This is a genomic window from Cystobacter fuscus, from assembly GCF_002305875.1.
Classification (GTDB): domain Bacteria; phylum Myxococcota; class Myxococcia; order Myxococcales; family Myxococcaceae; genus Cystobacter; species Cystobacter fuscus_A.
Map to the genome: position 1 here is coordinate 12,279,741 of NZ_CP022098.1, position 17,313 is coordinate 12,297,053.

At 67.5% G+C, this 17,313-nt stretch carries 11 protein-coding genes; 3 read left to right on the plus strand and 8 right to left on the minus strand.

Translation table 11 applies throughout. The features are described 5' to 3' along the window. The first annotated feature begins 122 nt into the window (after positions 1 to 122). Complete coding sequence (locus tag CYFUS_RS49930; RefSeq protein ID WP_232537271.1) at positions 123 to 407, plus strand: hypothetical protein; 285 nt, start codon at positions 123 to 125, stop codon at positions 405 to 407. Here CYFUS_RS49930 and CYFUS_RS49935 read toward each other — a convergent pair. The 4 genes from CYFUS_RS49935 to CYFUS_RS49950 all read right to left on the minus strand — a co-directional run bounded on the left by CYFUS_RS49935 (position 389) and on the right by CYFUS_RS49950 (position 10,386). Further along, positions 389 to 2,950, minus strand: a complete 2,562-nt coding sequence (locus CYFUS_RS49935) for a hypothetical protein (RefSeq protein ID WP_157759125.1) — start codon at positions 2,948 to 2,950, stop codon at positions 389 to 391. The genes CYFUS_RS49930 and CYFUS_RS49935 overlap by 19 nt on opposite strands. Then, positions 2,947 to 7,482 (minus strand): hypothetical protein, encoded by a 4,536-nt coding sequence (locus CYFUS_RS49940; protein ID WP_095991669.1) that lies wholly within the window; start codon positions 7,480 to 7,482, stop codon positions 2,947 to 2,949. Before CYFUS_RS49940 ends, CYFUS_RS49935 begins: the two co-directional genes overlap by 4 nt. A 578-nt stretch (positions 7,483 to 8,060) precedes the next feature. After that, positions 8,061 to 9,203, minus strand: a complete 1,143-nt coding sequence (locus CYFUS_RS49945) for an SH3 domain-containing protein (RefSeq protein ID WP_095991670.1) — start codon at positions 9,201 to 9,203, stop codon at positions 8,061 to 8,063. Positions 9,204 to 9,300: 97 nt separating this feature from the next. Then, positions 9,301 to 10,386 carry an L-dopachrome tautomerase-related protein gene (locus CYFUS_RS49950; RefSeq protein WP_095991671.1) on the minus strand — a complete coding sequence of 362 codons (1,086 nt, stop codon included), beginning with the start codon at positions 10,384 to 10,386 and terminating at the stop codon, positions 9,301 to 9,303. A 109-nt stretch (positions 10,387 to 10,495) separates the two neighbouring features. Between CYFUS_RS49950 and CYFUS_RS49955 the strand changes: the two genes are divergently transcribed. Continuing rightward, on the plus strand, positions 10,496 to 11,437 hold the full coding sequence (locus CYFUS_RS49955; protein WP_095992696.1) for a LysR family transcriptional regulator: 942 nt from the start codon (positions 10,496 to 10,498) through the stop codon (positions 11,435 to 11,437). Here CYFUS_RS49955 and CYFUS_RS49960 read toward each other — a convergent pair. Together CYFUS_RS49960 and CYFUS_RS49965 are read right to left on the minus strand one after the other, a co-directional pair. Further along, positions 11,412 to 13,034: a serine/threonine-protein kinase gene (locus CYFUS_RS49960; protein ID WP_095991672.1), complete on the minus strand. Its 1,623-nt coding sequence runs from the start codon at positions 13,032 to 13,034 to the stop codon at positions 11,412 to 11,414. The genes CYFUS_RS49955 and CYFUS_RS49960 overlap by 26 nt on opposite strands. A gap of 169 nt (positions 13,035 to 13,203) precedes the next feature. Continuing rightward, a complete protein-coding gene (locus CYFUS_RS49965) occupies positions 13,204 to 14,265 on the minus strand; it encodes an NAD(P)H-dependent flavin oxidoreductase (RefSeq protein ID WP_095991673.1) in 1,062 nt (353 codons plus the stop codon). Between the two features lie 140 nt (positions 14,266 to 14,405). On the opposite strand from CYFUS_RS49965, the gene CYFUS_RS49970 reads away from it, so the two are divergent. Further along, positions 14,406 to 15,281 carry a LysR substrate-binding domain-containing protein gene (locus CYFUS_RS49970; protein ID WP_095991674.1) on the plus strand — a complete coding sequence of 292 codons (876 nt, stop codon included), beginning with the start codon at positions 14,406 to 14,408 and terminating at the stop codon, positions 15,279 to 15,281. Between the two features lie 26 nt (positions 15,282 to 15,307). Here CYFUS_RS49970 and CYFUS_RS49975 read toward each other — a convergent pair whose 3' ends face one another. Together CYFUS_RS49975 and CYFUS_RS49980 are read right to left on the minus strand one after the other, a co-directional pair. Then, positions 15,308 to 15,865, minus strand: coding sequence for a hypothetical protein (locus CYFUS_RS49975; protein ID WP_157759126.1), 558 nt, complete (start codon positions 15,863 to 15,865; stop codon positions 15,308 to 15,310). Positions 15,866 to 15,922: 57 nt separating this feature from the next. Beyond that, the gene (locus tag CYFUS_RS49980; RefSeq protein ID WP_095991676.1) at positions 15,923 to 16,828 is read right to left on the minus strand and encodes a hypothetical protein; all 906 of its coding nucleotides are present in this window, start codon (positions 16,826 to 16,828) and stop codon (positions 15,923 to 15,925) included. Between the last annotated feature and the right edge of the window lie 485 nt (positions 16,829 to 17,313).

The window sequence follows — 17,313 nt, forward strand, 5'->3', positions numbered from 1 at the left end:
GGACTCGCGGGTAGCGCATCGACTCTCTCTTCTACGGACCACGCCAGGTATTGCCGCCGGCCAAAATGCTCAAATACAGCACCTCTCCATACTCCATCCGAGCCAGGCAGTAGGGCTCGCTCGTGCACGAAACGCACTCATGTATCACCGTCCGGCCCTTCACCCAGTGGTACCGGGCGGGCCGAGGCGTCCCCCGAGAGCTGCCGGGCCATCCTGTCCGCGTGGACATCACGGAGCTGGAGAAGCTCCTGCTCCAGGGCAGGATCCGCGCGGGCAAGGAGGTCATGCAGGACATGGGCTTCCGCCAGATGATGTGGAACGCGAAGAAGGAGGCCACCGAAATCCACCTTTCCGGAGCCAGAGCCCGCCAGCGAGTGACGCGGCCCCCTCAGCCCTGGGTGATGTAATTGCGACCCTTGTCTTCGAACTCCTTCACCCGGGCGGTCGCATCTTGCTTGGTGATGTAGCCCTTGCGCTTCTCCGGGTCCTTGTTGTCCAGGTTGATGTTCTGCGTGTAGGCCTTCGTCCCCGCCCTGTAACAGATGTGCTCTTCCGGCTTGCCCACGGCGGCGGGACAGAGGATGGCCATATAGACGTCGCTCAACGTCCGCAGCGGTCCGCGGGCCTTGATGCAGCGGCTCATGTAGAGCTGGACGTAGTCGAGCTGCTCCAGCTCGGTCATCGCCCGGAGTTCAGCCAGTGTCTTGCCGAGCTCCGAGGCTCCATCCTTGGTGAACTGGATGAGCCCATACGCCTGGGCACCACCGGTGTGCTGCACCTTGGCCGAGAACTTCTCCCCCGTCTCGAAGGCCATACAAGCCATCAGGTGATTCGGGTCGATCCCCAGCACCGCGCAGATGGCCAGCACCTTGTTCTTGAAGTCTGGTTTCACGAGCGGGTGGGTCTCGTAGATCAGCTTTCCCTCGGTGGAGCGAGGCGCTCCACCAAACTCCATGGCGAGCACGGCAACGGCGTGGGACAGCACCTTCCCCCCATTGCTGGTGACGACGGCTTCCAGCCGGAACCTGCCCGCGCCCCGCACCCGCTCCACGTCCTCCTCGTCCACGAGCCGGGCCCGCAGCACGCCCTGGGCATCGCAGTACCCGCCCTTTCCCTTCGGGACGTCATAGCGAAGCCGGAGGATCGTCAGCGCGATCGGCTCCGGCAGGTTGGAGAACTTCTCGTACACGCGGAACTCGAGGACGGCTCCGTCCTTCCCCCCGTTCGGCATGTGGTGGGCATGACACCGGAACTGCACATGCGAGGTGTCGTCGGTGAGCTCGATGAAGCTCATCTCCAGGCCACTGAACCGGGGCACCGCCTCGTAGTTGAGGGAGAAGACGGGCGGAGCGGGCACCAGCTCACCCCAGAGCATCGCGCCCGGATGAGACACCTTGCCCTGGATGCACACCTTCTGGCCCAGCAGGCGCTTGTCCGACAACGGCACCAGCGCCTCGTACAACCGCGGGTTGTCCTGGGAGGGCGAGGCGGTGAGCTTCATGAGCTCCTGCGGCGGCCGCGCGGGCGGCGGGTAGCTCGCGGGACCTCGCGCGTCACTCACCTGGTCCCGCGCGGGCGGAGTCACCTGCCCATGGACGGAGAAGACCGGCGCCGCCGCGCTCCAGTAGGAGGGATCTCCGATGAGCTTGATGGAGACCAACATCTTGTCTTCACGCACGCCCACCCGGACGTCGCCGAAGTCCGGAGTCCGGGTGGGCCGGAACGTCAGCTCCTTGGAGGCGAGCGCGGTGGCCAGCTCCTTGGGGGTCTTCTGTTGCTTGGGCCGAGTGCCCCGGGGATTCCTCGGCGGCTCGAGCCAGAGCTGCTCGTCATCGAACTGGAGGAAGCGGGACTCGTCGTAGTCGAACACCACGCTCAAGGGCACGTACTCGTCGGTTCCCGACAGCGTCTTGGGGACTCGCAGCAGCGCGAAGAGGTTCTCGCGCTGCACCGTGTGCCCGGGGAACAAGAGCGACCAGAAGAACGTGGACGAGGGCGCATCCACCAGCGAAGGCGGCCCGAGGCGGTACATCACGGGAATCTCATAGCGATCGTCCATGACGTGAACGGCCCACCGCCAGAGTGACAGCTCCATGGGCAGCTCGAAGCCCGGCTCGATGCCGTCGACCTGGATGCGCACGGAGGAGGAGCCCAGCTCGAACCCCGAGAGCACGGGACGCTTGAACCCGAGGGCGCGCGGCTTCTCCCAGACCAGGTAGCACTTCTCCTCTCCTTCCGTCTCCTGGAGGAGCTCCAGCCGCAAGTCGTAGGTGGTGTCGTCGCGCGCCTTCAGATCGAGCAGCAGCAGGGAGCCCTCGCTCTCCGCGCAGCCGATGCGCCAGTGCATCACTTCGTCCCGAGCAGCCCAGTCGAAGGTGGCGAAGCGCTGGGTCTCCGGCGCCATCTTCGGCTTCTCGTCCTTCTTGAGCGCCTGCGAGTGGAAGACGGAGAGCACGAGCTTCGACTTGCGGAAGACCGGATCCCGCTTGGGCTCGAGCGCGAAGCGCCGGCCGAAGAGGAGCGCCGGACCCAGCTCCAGCCCCTCGATCCTCAGCGGGTGGTCGAACTCGAACGGGTTGGAGACGGTGCACCCCTTGGCGAGCGGGAAGTCCGGGACGACGGTGAGCTCGGACCTGCCCTTGCCGAAGAGACCCGCCTCGAAGATATCGACGTTCACCTCGACGGTGCAGGAGGTGCCCTCGATGTGCATGGGCACGCCGACGACCGAGTGATCCCGCGAATCCGCGTGGAGGCTGGTGGTCTTGAACAGGACATTGCACACCGTGTCCGAGGGCAGGTGCTTCTGCGTTCCCCGCAGCGTCAACGTGCAGGTCCGCCCATTGCGCCGGGAGCCCACCAGCTTGAGCGCCAGCTCCGTGGGTGGAACGGCGACGAGCCGGAGCACACTCTCCGAGCCCGGGGTGATGCGCAGCTCGAGTTTCGTCGTCACGGGGGCCACATCCCCTCGCTCTTCATGGGCATGTTGATTCCATCCACCGGCCACATGCCCTGGAAGGAGTCGTGGACATCCTGCATGGCCGGTTGCTGGAGCGGCTCGGGCAGCGAGCCCTCGGCCTCGGTGCGCAGATCCGCATCGCCCTTGGCGACGGGAACGGCGCGCACCGTGAAGCGCTGACCCCCCTTGAGCGCGACCGAGACGTCCCTCAGGTTCACCTCGGCCTGGAGGATGCCATCCGGGCGCGTCACGCCGTACCCCTTCACCATCGACTTGTAGACGAGGGTGTTCTTCGCGAGCTTCAAGGGCCGTGGCGCTCCGCCCTCTCCGTCCGCGGGCGCGACGAGCTCGAGCTTGAAGCTCCGGCCCGAGGGGACGGCGAACGTCTTCAGGGAGACCCCCAGCACGAACGGATCATCCGGCCTCGGTTTGAGCTCGAGTTCGGCGCCACGCTGCGTGTCGTAATCAACTGTCTTCGATGGCTCGACGTCGATCCGCTCTGTCTCCAGCGGCACACGCTTGTTCTTGGCCTCCGCGAAGATACGGAGCACGGCATCCTTCAACTCCTCATCCTTCCACACGTCGCCATCGAATCTCACCTGCCGAACGAGTCCGAGCCCATGGGCGGAGGCCTGGATGGTCGACTTCGGATTCACATCGAGCTTGTCTTGACCGGTCTTGATGACCGGCGCGGTCGCCTTCCAGAAACGCTCATCGGCCCCCAACAGGGGGACGGTGATCTGGATGCCCACCGAGGTGAGCTGAACCTCCGGAACCCCGAACGAAGGCTGTTGATGCAGCTCTTCCGCCTCGACGGTCGACCACAGCTCCAGATGGCCAGCACTCGCCTGACCTCTCAGTTCCTCCACGTCCACCTTCTCGGCACGCTTGCCCAGCGTCTCCGTCCGAGACAGACGCGGGTCATGCAGATGGCCGCCATTGGGGAACAGACAGCCGAACTGCACGACCAGCTTCTTCTCGGGCTGAAGGGTCTTGCGGAGTGCGGAGAAGGCCTCGTGGGCATCGAACTCGATGACGATCTCTCCGGGGTGCTGGCTCGCCTGCGGCTCCTTTACCCGGATGAGGACGGCGCCCTTACCCGCCTCCTCCGCGTCCTGAATCCACCCCTCGTCCTTCGCCCGGGCCACCACCTGGCGCAGCACGTCCGGGTTCAGGGACCTGAGCACGATCGACAGGCCATCCCCGGAGAGCGCGGTCAACGCCAATGCCTGACGGGGACCGTACATGCACTGGATGCGCTCGACCGCGTCGACCAGCTCCCACGCGAGCAGGGGCTCGGTGCTGGCCGCGCCCTTCGCGTCCTTGGCGGCCGCGTCGAGGAAGGCCTTGTAGGTGAAGTGTTGCGAGACATAGGTGCTGGCATCCTTGACCGCACCTCGCTTGACGTAGCCGTCGATGACCTGGAACCCCCTGGCCTCGCTGAACGCCAAGCTCTCGCGCCCCTCGACGGGGATGGCCACCGCGGCCACCTGGAACTCGAGCGGCGGCGCGGGCGCCGGTGGCTCCGCACCTGGCTTCTGCCTACCCGGCTTCTTGGGGGGAAGCTTCTTGGGATCCTCCGCGCTCGCCACACGCAGGAGCACCCAGCCCCGGATGCTCTTCGGGCAATGGTCGCGGAACGGAATCCGCCACGAGAACGAGCCATCCTCGTGGGAAGTCAGGCCCGCCGGATTCCGTGCGGACAGCAGCACCGGCTCGAGTCCCGTCAGCTCCAGTCCCCCCAGCGCCTTGACCCCCGTGGCATCGAGCTTCCAGGTGCCCCACCCGGGGAACTCGAGGGGATACATGACCGTGCCCTCCCGGGCCTTTCCCAGTGGCAGCTCGTAGGTCCGCTGTTCATGGCTTACGCGCGCCGTCACCGACTCGGTGGCGCCGCCCCGCTGTATCGCCGCGAGATAGATGTGCTCCCCGACCCGCATCGGCGGGTATTCCGGCCGGGCCGGGACCCACCCGATGGCGGAGAGCGCCTTCGCCTCGTCGGACAACCAGGGCCGTGTGTCCGAGAACCGGACGAGGCCGTGATTCGTCAGCAGCATCAACAGCCAGGCGAAGGTGACTGGATGCGGGTTGTCCAGGAGCGTGTCCTTGGGCAACTGCTCGCCGTTGGGTTGCGCGGCGAACAGGGACTTCTCCTGGCCCGGCACGCCCAGCACCACCGTCTCCTGGTGCGCCCACCAGCCCACCACGTCCGAGAGTTCCTTGATGGCGCGCGTGGCCGCCTCCTCGTTCTCGGAGTTCACGAGGGTCTTGCCGATCTGGAGTTCCTCGTAGAAGCGCAGCTGCGCCTCCACCTGCTTCGCGATGCCCTCGGGGATCCACGCGTTGAGGTGCCGGAGGACCACGTTGCGCCAGCGGACGGAGGCCACGTTCTTGAAGTGCGCGGCGTCGCGCTTCAAGGCGTCCTGTCCGCCACCACTTCCAGTCTGGAGCAGGAGGCGGCTTGGATCCGCCGGCTCCACGAAGACCTTGCGCGCGTTCGCGGGCAGGCGGATCCGCAGGTGGGTCTGCTTGCCGTCGTAGTCGATCAGCAGTTCCCGGGAGGGCGGCTCGAACGTGAGCTTGAGCTGATAGGCCCCCGGAGGCAGGGAGTCCTTGTAGTTGGTGATGAGGAGATCAACGGGGTAGCTGGGCTCGTCTGGAATCCCTTTCCCCGAGGACTCGGGCTCCTCGGAGGAGAACGGGAGCGTCGTATAGGTCGTGAGGATCTCCTGGAGCGTCTCCTCGCTGTAGGTGTTCCGGAAGTGCTTCAAGCGCGCATAATCCGGCCCATTGGCGTGCTTCGATTCGGGCGCGAGCGCCAGGACCTGATCGATGACCTCGTTGCCCTTGCCGGACTCATCCTGGGGAGGCTCAAAGAAGTTGTTTCGATCCTTCTCCTCGAAGAACTTGAAGAACGGCGCGCCCTCCGCCGACAGCCCGAGCTTCTGCTCGGTGAACTTCAGCAGCTTCTCGATGGAGCTGTTCTGGCTGGGCGCGAGGATCTCCCAGTGGAGGAAGCCATCGCCCATCGCCCGACTCTTGTCATCGAGGTACCCGAGCACCTCGCCAGCCCGGACCATGAGGAAGGGATGGGCGAGCGTGACGACCTTGCCCGCGATGAGCGCCTCGTGGAGTTCGGTCACGTCGCGATCCGGCTTCCTCCAGACGGCGGACACGCCCTCCGTGCCCTCGCCGAGCTCCAGCGGCTCCGGCAACCCGAGCCCCGCGCCGATGACGGAGAACTCGCCTCCCGACTTCAGGAGGATGTCCTCCTGCACCGGGCTGCTCGCCTCGGACGGAGGCTGAAGCCAGCGCACCTGACCGAAGGCCGGATGCTTGGGATCGATCACCACCAGGGAGCCCTCGCGGCGCGCGAGCGTCTTGAGCCAGGCGACGTCCCGGTACGTGTTGGCGTCCTTCCAGTCCGGGGGCATCAGGTGCATGTAGAGGCTGTAGAAGGTGAAGCGCTCCGGCGTGCCCGCGCCCGGCTGGGCGTCCTCGTCCTTGGGTGGAATCACCTCGACGTCGTGCCGGACCAGCACGAAGGAGTTGTGGTTTCCCACGAGCTCCTGGGCGAGCTTGTTCTTCTCGCGGCCCGCCTTGGCTGCTTCGCTGGATTCCGCGGCCGGAAGGGCATTCGTCAGCCGGAGCGCCACGATGTGGCCAGGCGCCAGGCAGCGAACCTCTCGCTGATTGGTCGGTGTGACGGGGGGAGCCGGCTGGGCGGTGCTCTTCGCGCCCTTGCCAGAGCCCTGCGCCTTCGTCTCCTCCGGCTTCTTGGAAGGAGGCGGCGGGGGTGGCCGCGCTGGGAACTGGGAGCGCTCCAGGTGCACCCCCGAGTGGAGTGTCCGATGACCCCCGAAGGGGAAGAGCCCCATCTCGGACTGCTCCGCCGTCACGTAGCCGTTGACGGGGCGGAAGCGCATCTGCTGGCCATCGAGCGGCAAGGAGACGGAGCGCATCACGTTCGTGTAGACGAAGTCCGGAGGCACCCGCGTCGATTTGTGTGAATAGATGAAGGTGCCCCCCTTCGCGCCGTCCGACCAATAGTCCATGAACAGGTCGTCGAGCCGGCTGAAGGGATTCTCCTCGAACAGCTTCCGGGCACGGATGAGGATCAATGCCCCCTGGGCTTCTTCCCAGGCCCCTGGAATGACGCGGATGAGGTCGTGCTCGTGCGTCAGCTTGCGCTCGGCGACCGCATCCACGTCGTTTGGCGCATCGGCGGTGGGTGGAAAGAAGATGGCCGCCCCCTTGCGCGCGGAGATCTTGTTTCCATGGGTCGCGGGGTCCGCCACCGCGAGCCAGAGATGCCGGCCGTTGTCATCGGTGATGTAGGCGTAACCGATGATCAGGATGAGGTGGATGGGCGCGCTCTTCTCGGTGGAGAAACCCGAGTAGAAGATGACCGGGTTGTTCGAGGTGACCGCTTGGAGGATGGTCTCCAACCTGGCCGCGATCTGCCCCGGATCGTTCGCGATCTGGATGGCCTGGGCCTTCCGGCCGGACTCACCATAAGGCAACACGACGCCCCGCGAGAATCCAAGAACCGCGGAGGCGCTGTAATCAGGTCTACTCACCCCGATTTCGGGTGGCTTGACGACAGCGACATCGCCTTGAGTGTAATCAGGGTTCGAAACCGAATAGCCGCTGAGATTGCAGTGAACCGGAGGCTCTCTTGGTTTCGTGTGAAACGCTCGATCTCCGTTCGGATAACGAAGATCGACGAACCAGCCCTGCCTGCCACCATCCCAGTGGGTAATGAGCCTGGATTCGAAATCATCGCCTCCCTGCAAAACCTGGTAATAATTGTACGCCATGGAGCAGGAAGTTCGACCGCACCAGTCCGAGGGTCCACCCGGGTAATGCTGCCCGAGAAGAGGAACCTTGAGGATGTGGTATTCCTCCAGCCTGGCGAGCAGCTTTTCCGGGAGCTCATACTTCCAGTCCGGCACGTATCTACTTTTCTTCATGCTGCTTATCAATGAGGGGAACTCCTCATTGATCCCCCTGTCAGTCACATAACGAAACCCGACAAATGCATTGCGTGCACGACTCACCCAAGAGACCGCGCCCGGGGTGGCGAGTCACACCAGCCAACAACTCAAGGCCCTCCCTCTTTACAATTGTCGTGTTGCGCCGGGTACCTGCGCAACTTGAACGTATAAGCCACATCGTTCAGGTAGCCGATATCCTTACGCCCCTCGGGCAGCTTGAACACCATGCGAGTCATGTCGTTTCCGTAGGTCTTCGCAAGCGACAGCTGGAGTTCATTCTCCCGCTTCGACACCGAGGTAATCCAGAACGTCTCTCTTCCTTCTGCCCCCTTTTCACGCAACATCATCCAACGACCGTGGATGTCCGGAACGAACTCGAGCAGATAGGGCGTCTTGAGACAATCGTTGATCGGCGTCCAGAAACGGCCTTCGCCATCCTGCTTGAGCAGGGACCACGCAGAAGGAACCCCGTTCAGGAGCGCATGAGAAGCATCATCAAGTACGAATCGACCGAAGGGGAGGTCCGCGTTTCTGACATCGACATCCTCCACCCCCGCGAAGAGCGCCTTGTCCATCACCGGAGTCGAGGGAAAGGAGTTCCGCTCGAGGACATCCATCGTCAACTTCGTCGTCTCCGGATCGAGTTGGTGTTTGCCACGGTAGATCGTGACATTTTCCGGATCCTTCACCGCGATGATGAACAGGTCTTTTCTTGTCTCGACTCGAATCTTGACATCCCGGAGGAACCCCCCCGCCACTTCCAAGATGCAGACATTGGCCCCGCGCAAACCGCAGTAGGTCGAGAAGGTCCGCTTCGAGGCCCCCGTGCCCTTGAAGCCCGCCAGGAGCTTGAAGTTGCGCTCGAAGAAGAGCTCGCCGAGCAGCTTCGGCAACTCCGCGTCCTCCGGAGCCAGCAGCGCGGCGCGCAGCGCGCTCTCCTCGCGGTGCTCGGGCGTGAGCATGGGATTCTTCGCCTCGGCCCTCAGCGTCTCCACCGAGGGCTTCTCCGGCGCCACCAGCGACACGGCGGCGTAACCCTCGTAGTCCCCGCAGCGCACCTTCATCCACTCCGCCGCGGCCGTGTCCGTCACCGAGCACTCCGTCCCGATGGGCGCCTTGACCAGCACCTCCGCGTCCTTGCTCGGCTCCTTGCGCAGGTTGACCGATGAGCCCTGGACGTAGACCTTTGGCAGGACGCCGGCGTCTTCACCAGCCGCGGCGAGCAGTAGCGTGAGCAGTACCGTTTTCATCTCGAAGACCCGAGGGGGTGATTCCCCGCCAGGTCATGATGGCACGCTCCTCCTCGTGGAGCATAGGCGGGGAGGAGTTCTCCTCCCCGTGGAAGGCTCACCGCACCCGCAGGCGCAGCAACTGGACGGGCCGCACGGTGCGCGACACGCCCCCGTTGAACAGCGCCACCCGGTCCATCTGCGGCACCGGCAGCCACAGCCATCCGTCCGCGGCCAGGAAGGGCGCGTCCACCCAGTGCAGCCGGGGATCCGCGACCAGCGTCTCGATGCGCCCATCCGCCGTGCGCTTCTTGATCGCGTCCTCGGCCAGGTCGCTGAAGTACAGGTTCCCATGCGCGTCCAGCGTCGTGCCCCCCGTGGGCGGCAGATCGGCCCAGGGCTCGACGTGGGACAGCACGGCCGCGGGCGAGAGGCTCGCATCGTCCAGCCAGCGCGTCTCGATGCGCGACCACGGCCCATGCAGGGACGCGAAGTAGAGCCACCGTCCATCCGCGCTCAGCTCCAGCGGATCCGCGTGCACCCGGAGCGGCGCGCCATCCGGCCCATTGAGCACCTTGCCCTCCAGCACGATGGGCCGATCCGTGGGCGCCGTGACGGGCGGGGTGTGGTCCAACACCCGCCGCGCCGCGCCCGTCTCCAGGTCGAGCACGATGAGCCCGGGACGGCCCGCGTCCGTCAGGTAGCCCCGCGTGCCCTTCAAGCGGATGTCATCGACATAGCTCGTGGGCGTCGCGACGTCGGAGCCCAGCGGGTAGATGCGGACCACCTGGCCGTTCTTCAAGTCGATGCGCACCACCTTCGCGCCACCCGGCAGGGGCGCTCCGCCGAAGTCGGGCGAGCCCGTGTCGATGACCCACAGCGAGTCCTCCGGACCCTTGTGGATGGCGTTGATGTTCACGAAGGCCGCGCTCGCGTCCTGTCCCGGCTGCCACGCGTTCCAGCGATCATCGGGATAGGCGTGGGGCTGGCCCTGCGCGTCCAGGACGCCGAGCGCCGGCCCCGTGGACCCGGTCCAGCGCGGACCCGCGACGAACACCTGTCCCTCGTCGGACAAGGCCACGCCATTCCAGATCATCCCGTCGCTCTCGGCGGCGACGACGAGCGAAGGGCTCGTCGCGGAGGAGACGGCGGGCAGGGCGCATGCACTCAACAACAGACTCGTGACGAGCGGAAAGGTTCTCATGGGAAAGCTCCTCGATAGGGACGGCACAGGCACCGTCACGGGCGGGAAAGTGTTCGAAGAGCCCTCGTTCCGAAATCGACAGTTCTGAATTCGCGGTATGCGTTCGCGCATGCCATCGAACCGGGCGAAGGACGTGAACGATCTCCAGTGGGACGACCTCAAGGTGTTTCTCGCCATCGCGAGGGCGGGCTCACTGATGGGCGCGGCGCGAGCCATCGGCCAGACGCAGCCCACGATGGGACGCCGACTCCAGGCGTTGGAGCGCACCGTGGGCTGCAAGCTGATGCGGCGCACCACCGAGGGCTTCGTCCCGACCGACGAGGGCAAGGCGGTGCTCGCCCACGCCGAGCGCATGGAGGAGGAGGCCGTGGCCTTCGCGCGACGCCTGGCGGGGCGGGACAGCGAGGTGGAGGGCACGTTGCGCGTCTCCAGCTCGGAGTGGTTCGCCAGCCACGTCCTGGCTCCCATCTTCGCCCGGATCCAGCTCCAGCATCCCCGGTTGGAGGTGGAGCTCATCACGGAGACGCGGCTGTTGAACCTCGACCGGCGCGAAGCCGACCTCGTCTTCCGCTTCCGCCGCTTCGAGGAAGCGCACATCGTGCAGAAGCGGCTCACGCACGTCACCTACGAGGCCTATGCCTCGCGCGACTACCTGAAGCAGCGGGGGCGCCCCGACCCGTCCACGGGTGGCGTGGGCCATGGGCTCATCACCATGGACCTGGCGTTCAACCACCTGGCGGACGTGGGCTGGCTCACGAGGCTACTGCCCCAGGCGCGCATCTCGGGGCGCAGCAACAGCCGCGACGTGCAGGCGAGGATGTGCGCCGCGGGAGCGGGAGTCGCGGTACTGCCCTGTCAGCTCGGGGAGGCCCTGCCGGGCCTCGAGCGGGTGGACCTCGGCGAGCAGCCCCCCGGCCGGGACATCTGGGTGGGCTATCACCGGGACTTCCAGCGCCAGCCCCGGCTGCGCACCCTGCTCGACGCCACCGAGGCCGCCTTCGCGCCCACCCCCGGCGACCAGGCCCTCACTCCTCCTGGAAGGAGACGGTGAGGGGCGTCGTCATGCCGGGTTTCACCTCCACCCGTCGCGTCACCGTCTTCGACAGGGAGGGACTGGTGAGCGTCACGGTATAGGTGCCCACGGGCAGCTCCAGCGCCTTGTCCAGGGGCGTCGTTCCACTCGGCTGCCCATCCACGGTGACGACCGCATAGACGGCATGGGGGTGCGCGCGTACATCCAGGTGGCCCAGGGCCGCGGGGAAGGGACGTCTGGATTTGACGGAGCGCGCGATGCGCTCGCGGGCGGCGGGCGAAGGAGGAGCGGACTCCGCGAAGGCAGCCGCCGCCTCCTCCCCCAGGGCCAGTTCCCGAGGCACCTGCTCCAGGGCTCGTGGGAAGGGAGCAGGAATCGCGGAGGAGGCCAGGGAAAGCGCCACGGCCGAGGACTCGGTGCGCTCCAGGGCCGTGCTCCGCATCCACGGCATCATGCCCCCGCCCGCCACGAGCAGCAGGCCGCCGACGAGCACCTGCCGCGTCCACGACCAGGCCTCCAGCGTCGGCCGGGTGCGCGCGAGCGTCAGCGCCAGGGCGGACGGAGGCGGGTTCTCGGGGAAGAACACCTCCGGGGGAGCCACCGGGTGCTCGGGCAGAGCGGGGAGGGGGCGCCACTCGGGAGTCGAGTCCAGGGCGCGCGCCTCCGCGGCCACCCGGGGCGGAGCGATGGGCGCGCGACGTGGGGAGCGGGGCGCGACGGCCCGAGAGAGCCGCTGCGCGGGCAGGCCCGTGCCCGAGGTGGCCCGGTGGATGAGCTCGGTCACCTGCTGCGTCGTCACCGCCCTGCCCTCCGCGAGGATGAAGTCCTCCAGCTCCACCTGGAGCGCATGACAATCCGGGTAGCGCTGGTGACGCTCCCGGGCGAGCGCCCGGTCGAGGATGCGTTGGAGGGCCTCGGGCACGGGCTCATCGCGGAGGGTCACGCTGGGGGGCTTGTGGAACGTGAGCAACTCATGGAGCACCACCCCGAGCGCATACACATCCACGCGCCGGTCCAGGTGCCGGGCGCGCAGTTGCTCGGGCGCCAGGTACGCGCGCCTGCCCGGGCCGATGCCACCGCGGCTCCGATGGCTCCGGCCAGAGGCCCGGGCGATGCCGAAGTCCACCACCTTCACCGTGCCCTGACGCGACAGCAGGAGGTGATCCGGACTCACGCCCCGGTGGAGGAGTCCCAGGGGCTCGCCCGTGTCCGGATCCACGAAGTCATGGGCGAAGGCCAGCCCCTCACAGGCCTGGGAGACGAGCCGGGCACAGACCGCGGGAGGCAGGGACAGGCGCCGGGCCGAGGCGCGCCGCAGGAGCGTGCGCAGACTCGGCCCATCGACGTACTCCATGGCCAGGAAGCAGGCGCCATCGGCCTCGCCGAAGTCGAGGATCTGCACGATGTTCGGGTGGGCGAGCCGGGCGGCCCCCATGGCCTCGGAGAGGAACGCTTCCACGAAGGAGGGCTCCCGAGCCAGGTGCGGCAGGAGGCACTTCACCACCAACGTCTTCTCGAAGCCCAGGGGCCCGGTGGCCCTGGCGAGGAACACCTCGGCGGTGTCTCCCACGGCGAGCTTGCGGATGAGCTGATATCTGCCGACCTGCCGTGTCACGAACCCGCTGCCTCCTCGCCCCCCATCTCCCCCGAATGCGGGAGGAGGGCTCGAATGAGCCCGGTAGAGAAGGACGCTCATCGAGGCCCTATTCCGCCTCGGAGGGAGGGCCAGCGGTGGTCCGTCAGCACGCTCGGAGGGCATCCGGCCAGGAGGCAACGTCCCGCGCTCAAGCCCCGCGCTCGGACTCCTCGATGAGCGTGCGCATCAGCTCCGCCGCGGGCAGGCTCCGCGACAGCGCGGCGGCCTGTCCCGCCCACAGCGCCATGAAGCGCGAGTCGCCTCGCGCCGCCGAGGCACCGCGCAGCGGCGTCGTGGCCGCGTGCTGGAGGGGGAAGGGCAGGATGTCGGGCGAGTCGCGCAGGGCCTCGGTGAAGTCATTGGCGATCCCCCGGGCCGGACGGCCGGAGAAGGCGCGCGTGAGCACGGTCGAGTCGTCCTTCGCCTCTCGGAGCGCGGCCTTGTAGACGGGAGCGATGCCCGACTCCGGGCAGGTGAGGAACGCCGTGCCCAGCTGCACGCCCGCCGCCCCGAGCGCCCGCGCGGCGCGGATGCCCCGCCCATCCATGAGGCCTCCGCTGGCGACCACCGGCAAGCCCACGGCGTCGGCCACTTGCGGCACCAGCGCCATCGTGCCCACCAGGGCCTTCTCCACGGGCCCCACGAACGTGCCCCGGTGTCCTCCGGCCTCACTGCCCTGCGCGACGATGAAGTCCACGCCCGCCTCCTCCAGCAGCTTCGCCTCCCGCACGGTCGTGGCCGTGCCGGCGAGCACCAGGCCCCTCGCCCTCAGCCGCGCGAGCACTCCCGCGGGCGGCACCCCGAAGATGAAGCTGAAGACGCGCGCGCCGCTCTCCGCGACGGCGTCCACCTGCTCCTCGAAGGAGGGCATGGGGGAGGTGGGAGGCTGGGGCGGCGCGAGCCCGAGCCGTGCATGGTAGTCCGCGAGCACCGCCAGCATCCGGTCCGGCGCGACCTCGGCGGGCGGCGGCGGGGGCACGAAGAGGTTGATGGCGAAGGGACGGTCGGTGAGCTCGCGTACCCGCCGCGAGTGCTTCACGATGTCCTCGGGCTTCAAGTAGGCCGCGCCCGTCGAGCCCAGCCCGCCCGCGTTCGACACGGCGGCGACCAGCTCCGGGGTGGTGGCGCCCCCCGCCATGGGGGCCTGGATGATGGGATGCTCGACGCCCAGCAACGCGGCGAGCCGACTCCAAGCGGTGGACCGGGTCATGCCTTCCTCCTGGGAAACTCCGACTCTACAATGTGTCCGCGAGCCCATCCGCGGTAGCGAATCGTTCAGATGGGAGTCATCGCCCGAAGCGATGGCTCCTCCCGAGCCCTCCGCGCCGCGCTCCCCCGCGAGGTGCCGACATGGACGCAGCCGAACTCAAGGTCTTCGAGGCCGTGGCCCGCACGGGGGGAATCGGCCGGGCGGCACAGGAGCTGCACACGGTGCAGTCCAACGTCACCGCGCGCATCCGCCGGTTGGAGGAGGAGCTGGGCGTGCCGCTGTTCGACCGGCACAGCCGCGGGGTGAAGCTCACCAGCGCGGGCCAGCGGCTGCTGCCCTACGCCACCCAGGCCGAGCGGCTCATGGCCGAGGCCCGCCAGGCCGTGGCGGACGGCCCCGAGCCACACGGCACGTTGAGCCTGGGCTCGCTGGAGACGACCGCCGCGCTGCGCCTCACGCCCATCCTCGTCGCGTACACCCGGGAGTGTCCCCAGGTGGACGTCTCGCTGCGCACCGGCACCACCCAGGGGCTCCTCGCGGACGTGCTGGAGCACCGGCTGGAGGGCGCCTTCGTGGCGGGGCCGGTGCGCCACCGCGAGCTCATCGAGGAGCCCGTGGTCACCGAGGAGCTGGTGCTCGTGACGGCGCCCGGCGTGCGCCTCGAGGAGCTCCCGGCCCTGAGCGGAGGCCCCAAGGTGCTCGTCTTCCGCACCGGCTGCGCCTACCGCCAGCACCTCGAGCACTTCCTGGCCTCGCGCGGGCTCAAGGCGCTGCGCACGCTCGAGCTCGGCACGCTGGATGGCATCCTCGGCTGCGTGAGCGCGGGCATGGGCCTCACGCTGCTGCCGCGCGCCGTGGTGGAGGCGGCCTGGCGCGCGGGCTCGGTCGCCGTGCATGCCCTGCCCACCTCGCGCTCGCGCGTCACCACCGTCTTCATCCGCCGACGCGAGGGCTTCACCTCCCGGGCGCTCCTGCGCTTCATCGACTGCGCCCAGCGCATCCACGGGGGCCGCTGAGGCCCGGCTCGCGTGGAGGGAGCCCGTCAGCCCTCACCGTCGAGATTCTTCTTCAACGGCACCGGCAGCTTGAGCGACAGGACGAAACCCACGTCGCTTCCATAACCGGGCCGATCTCCGGGACCGGTCGCCACCGGAATCCCGATGCGCAGGCCGGCCGTCAGGAAGCCCATGCTGAAGAAGGGCTGGAGATGCACGCTCGTCGTCGCCACTCCCTGGGCTCCGGCGAAGTCATGGGCCACGCCCAGCTCGGCTCCCAGGACGAGGGTGGTGGCCTGCACGCCAGCGCAGACACGGTGATGCTCGCCGTTGATGGACTGCCATTGGCCGAAGACGCCCACCCCCGCGATGGGCACGGCCTCGAAGAAGGCATGGAGGCTGAGCTCCGCGCCGAGCCCCATCGCCGGACCACTGGGGCGCCCCGTCGCGCTGAAGAGGAACCCCCCGTTGAGATAAAGTTCGCCGGGCTGGGGAAACGAGGCCGGAATCAGCCAGGGCGACAGCGACAGCGCCAGCGCCTCGCACGAGGCGCACAGCGCTCCCATCCACATCAGTCCTCGGCACGCCTTCCACGAAGCTCGCATGGTGCCCCTCGTCTCCTGGGCACTCACGCTAACCCAGAACCCCACGCGCGCCCGGCGTCAGATGGTCAGGCCGATCGAGAGGTACGGACCCGGGAGCACGTCCTGGTGCACGACGCCATCCACCAGGCCGGCATCGTTCAGCACCAGCATCCGCATGCCGCCGCGCAAGGCGAACAGCTTGTAGCCGAAGTACACGACCACCCCGCCCGCCGCGTCGAGCTGACGGTAGGGCACGGGGGTCAGGTGCACCCGCCCCTCCAGGGCGAAGAAGTCCGACAGGTAGTACTCGGCCGAGACGCCCAGACTGGGGCCCACGAAGGTGATGTCGGGCGCCCGGGCCATGGACAACCCGCCCTCCAGCCGCAACCGGCCGCTGTCCCCCTTGAGCACCGCCCACGACAAGTGCCCCGACAGCAGGGCGAGGGAGTCCGTGTCACCACTGCCATCATCCGCCCGCAAGCTCAGTGCGCCCGCGCGCAGCATCAGGCCGAGCCGATCCCCCTCGAAGCCCAGATGGAGCGCCACCCCGGCACCCTCCCGGAGGATCAGGGTGTCGAGCCCGAACAGGAAGTTCTTGTAGCGGCGAGACATGTACTCGTCCGCCGCGGCGGCCACCGAGGAGGACACGGGCGCCGCGTAATAAGACGGGGCCGGCTCGACGTAATAGGAGGGGGCCGGGTCGACATACACGACGGGAGGCGGCGGCGCATAATAGCGTGGTCGGGATTCGTAACGGGGCCGTCCGCGCGGGCGGTCGTCGCGCCCGGAGTCATGCGAAGGCGAGGGAGCGTTCACCGGAGAGGCATCGTGCGTCGAGCCCGAGTCGCGCGACTCGCGCGTCTCACGCGAGTCGTCCTGGGACTCCGTCGACGAGCGCTTGCCGAAGCGGGCCTCGGCCTGGGGAGCGGCGAGCAGCATTCCGGTGAGCACTGCGGCGGACAGGAACTGGAGGCGGCGAGTCATGATTTCCTCGGGGCGGCGAACGGCCTGTGTCCCCTGACTCGCTCGGCTGCCTTTTATTCAACGAGACGCACCCGATCGAAGGGCTTCCATCCCAGCCCCGAGGCACTGTGACTCGAGCTGTAGGACACGCGCCGGCAACGCCTGACGCCGCCCGATGAGTCCTTCGACGACGACATCTACAAGCCCCTGGAGTGACTCGCGCGGCTGACGGTGGCGTCGCGCACGCACACCCCACCCATCCAGCCAAGGGGACGCTCAGACGCTCCTCCGCCGCTCGGCTGGAGGGCCTGGAACATAACTGTTCTGGGGAAACAGGCCCTGTTTCTAACGATTTCTACACGCGTTGAAATGCAAATTGCGTAGAAGGTCTCCGGCTATCGATTTCGACAAACCACCACCGATTTCGACCAAAGAGCCAGTGGAATCAAGGGGTTCAGGAGTGAATGCTTCCGGGAGTACCCCCATCGGGTACGCGAAAGTCATCG

Coding starts and splice junctions, on each gene's coding strand:
- CYFUS_RS49945 (WP_095991670.1), bottom strand. CDS start 9,203: ATGAAAACGGTACTGCTCACGCTACTGCTCGCCGCGGCTGGTGAAGAC.
- CYFUS_RS49950 (WP_095991671.1), bottom strand. CDS start 10,386: ATGAGAACCTTTCCGCTCGTCACGAGTCTGTTGTTGAGTGCATGCGCC.
- CYFUS_RS49955 (WP_095992696.1), top strand. CDS start 10,496: ATGCCATCGAACCGGGCGAAGGACGTGAACGATCTCCAGTGGGACGAC.
- CYFUS_RS49965 (WP_095991673.1), bottom strand. CDS start 14,265: ATGACCCGGTCCACCGCTTGGAGTCGGCTCGCCGCGTTGCTGGGCGTC.
- CYFUS_RS49970 (WP_095991674.1), top strand. CDS start 14,406: ATGGACGCAGCCGAACTCAAGGTCTTCGAGGCCGTGGCCCGCACGGGG.
- CYFUS_RS49975 (WP_157759126.1), bottom strand. CDS start 15,865: ATGCGAGCTTCGTGGAAGGCGTGCCGAGGACTGATGTGGATGGGAGCG.
- CYFUS_RS49980 (WP_095991676.1), bottom strand. CDS start 16,828: ATGACTCGCCGCCTCCAGTTCCTGTCCGCCGCAGTGCTCACCGGAATG.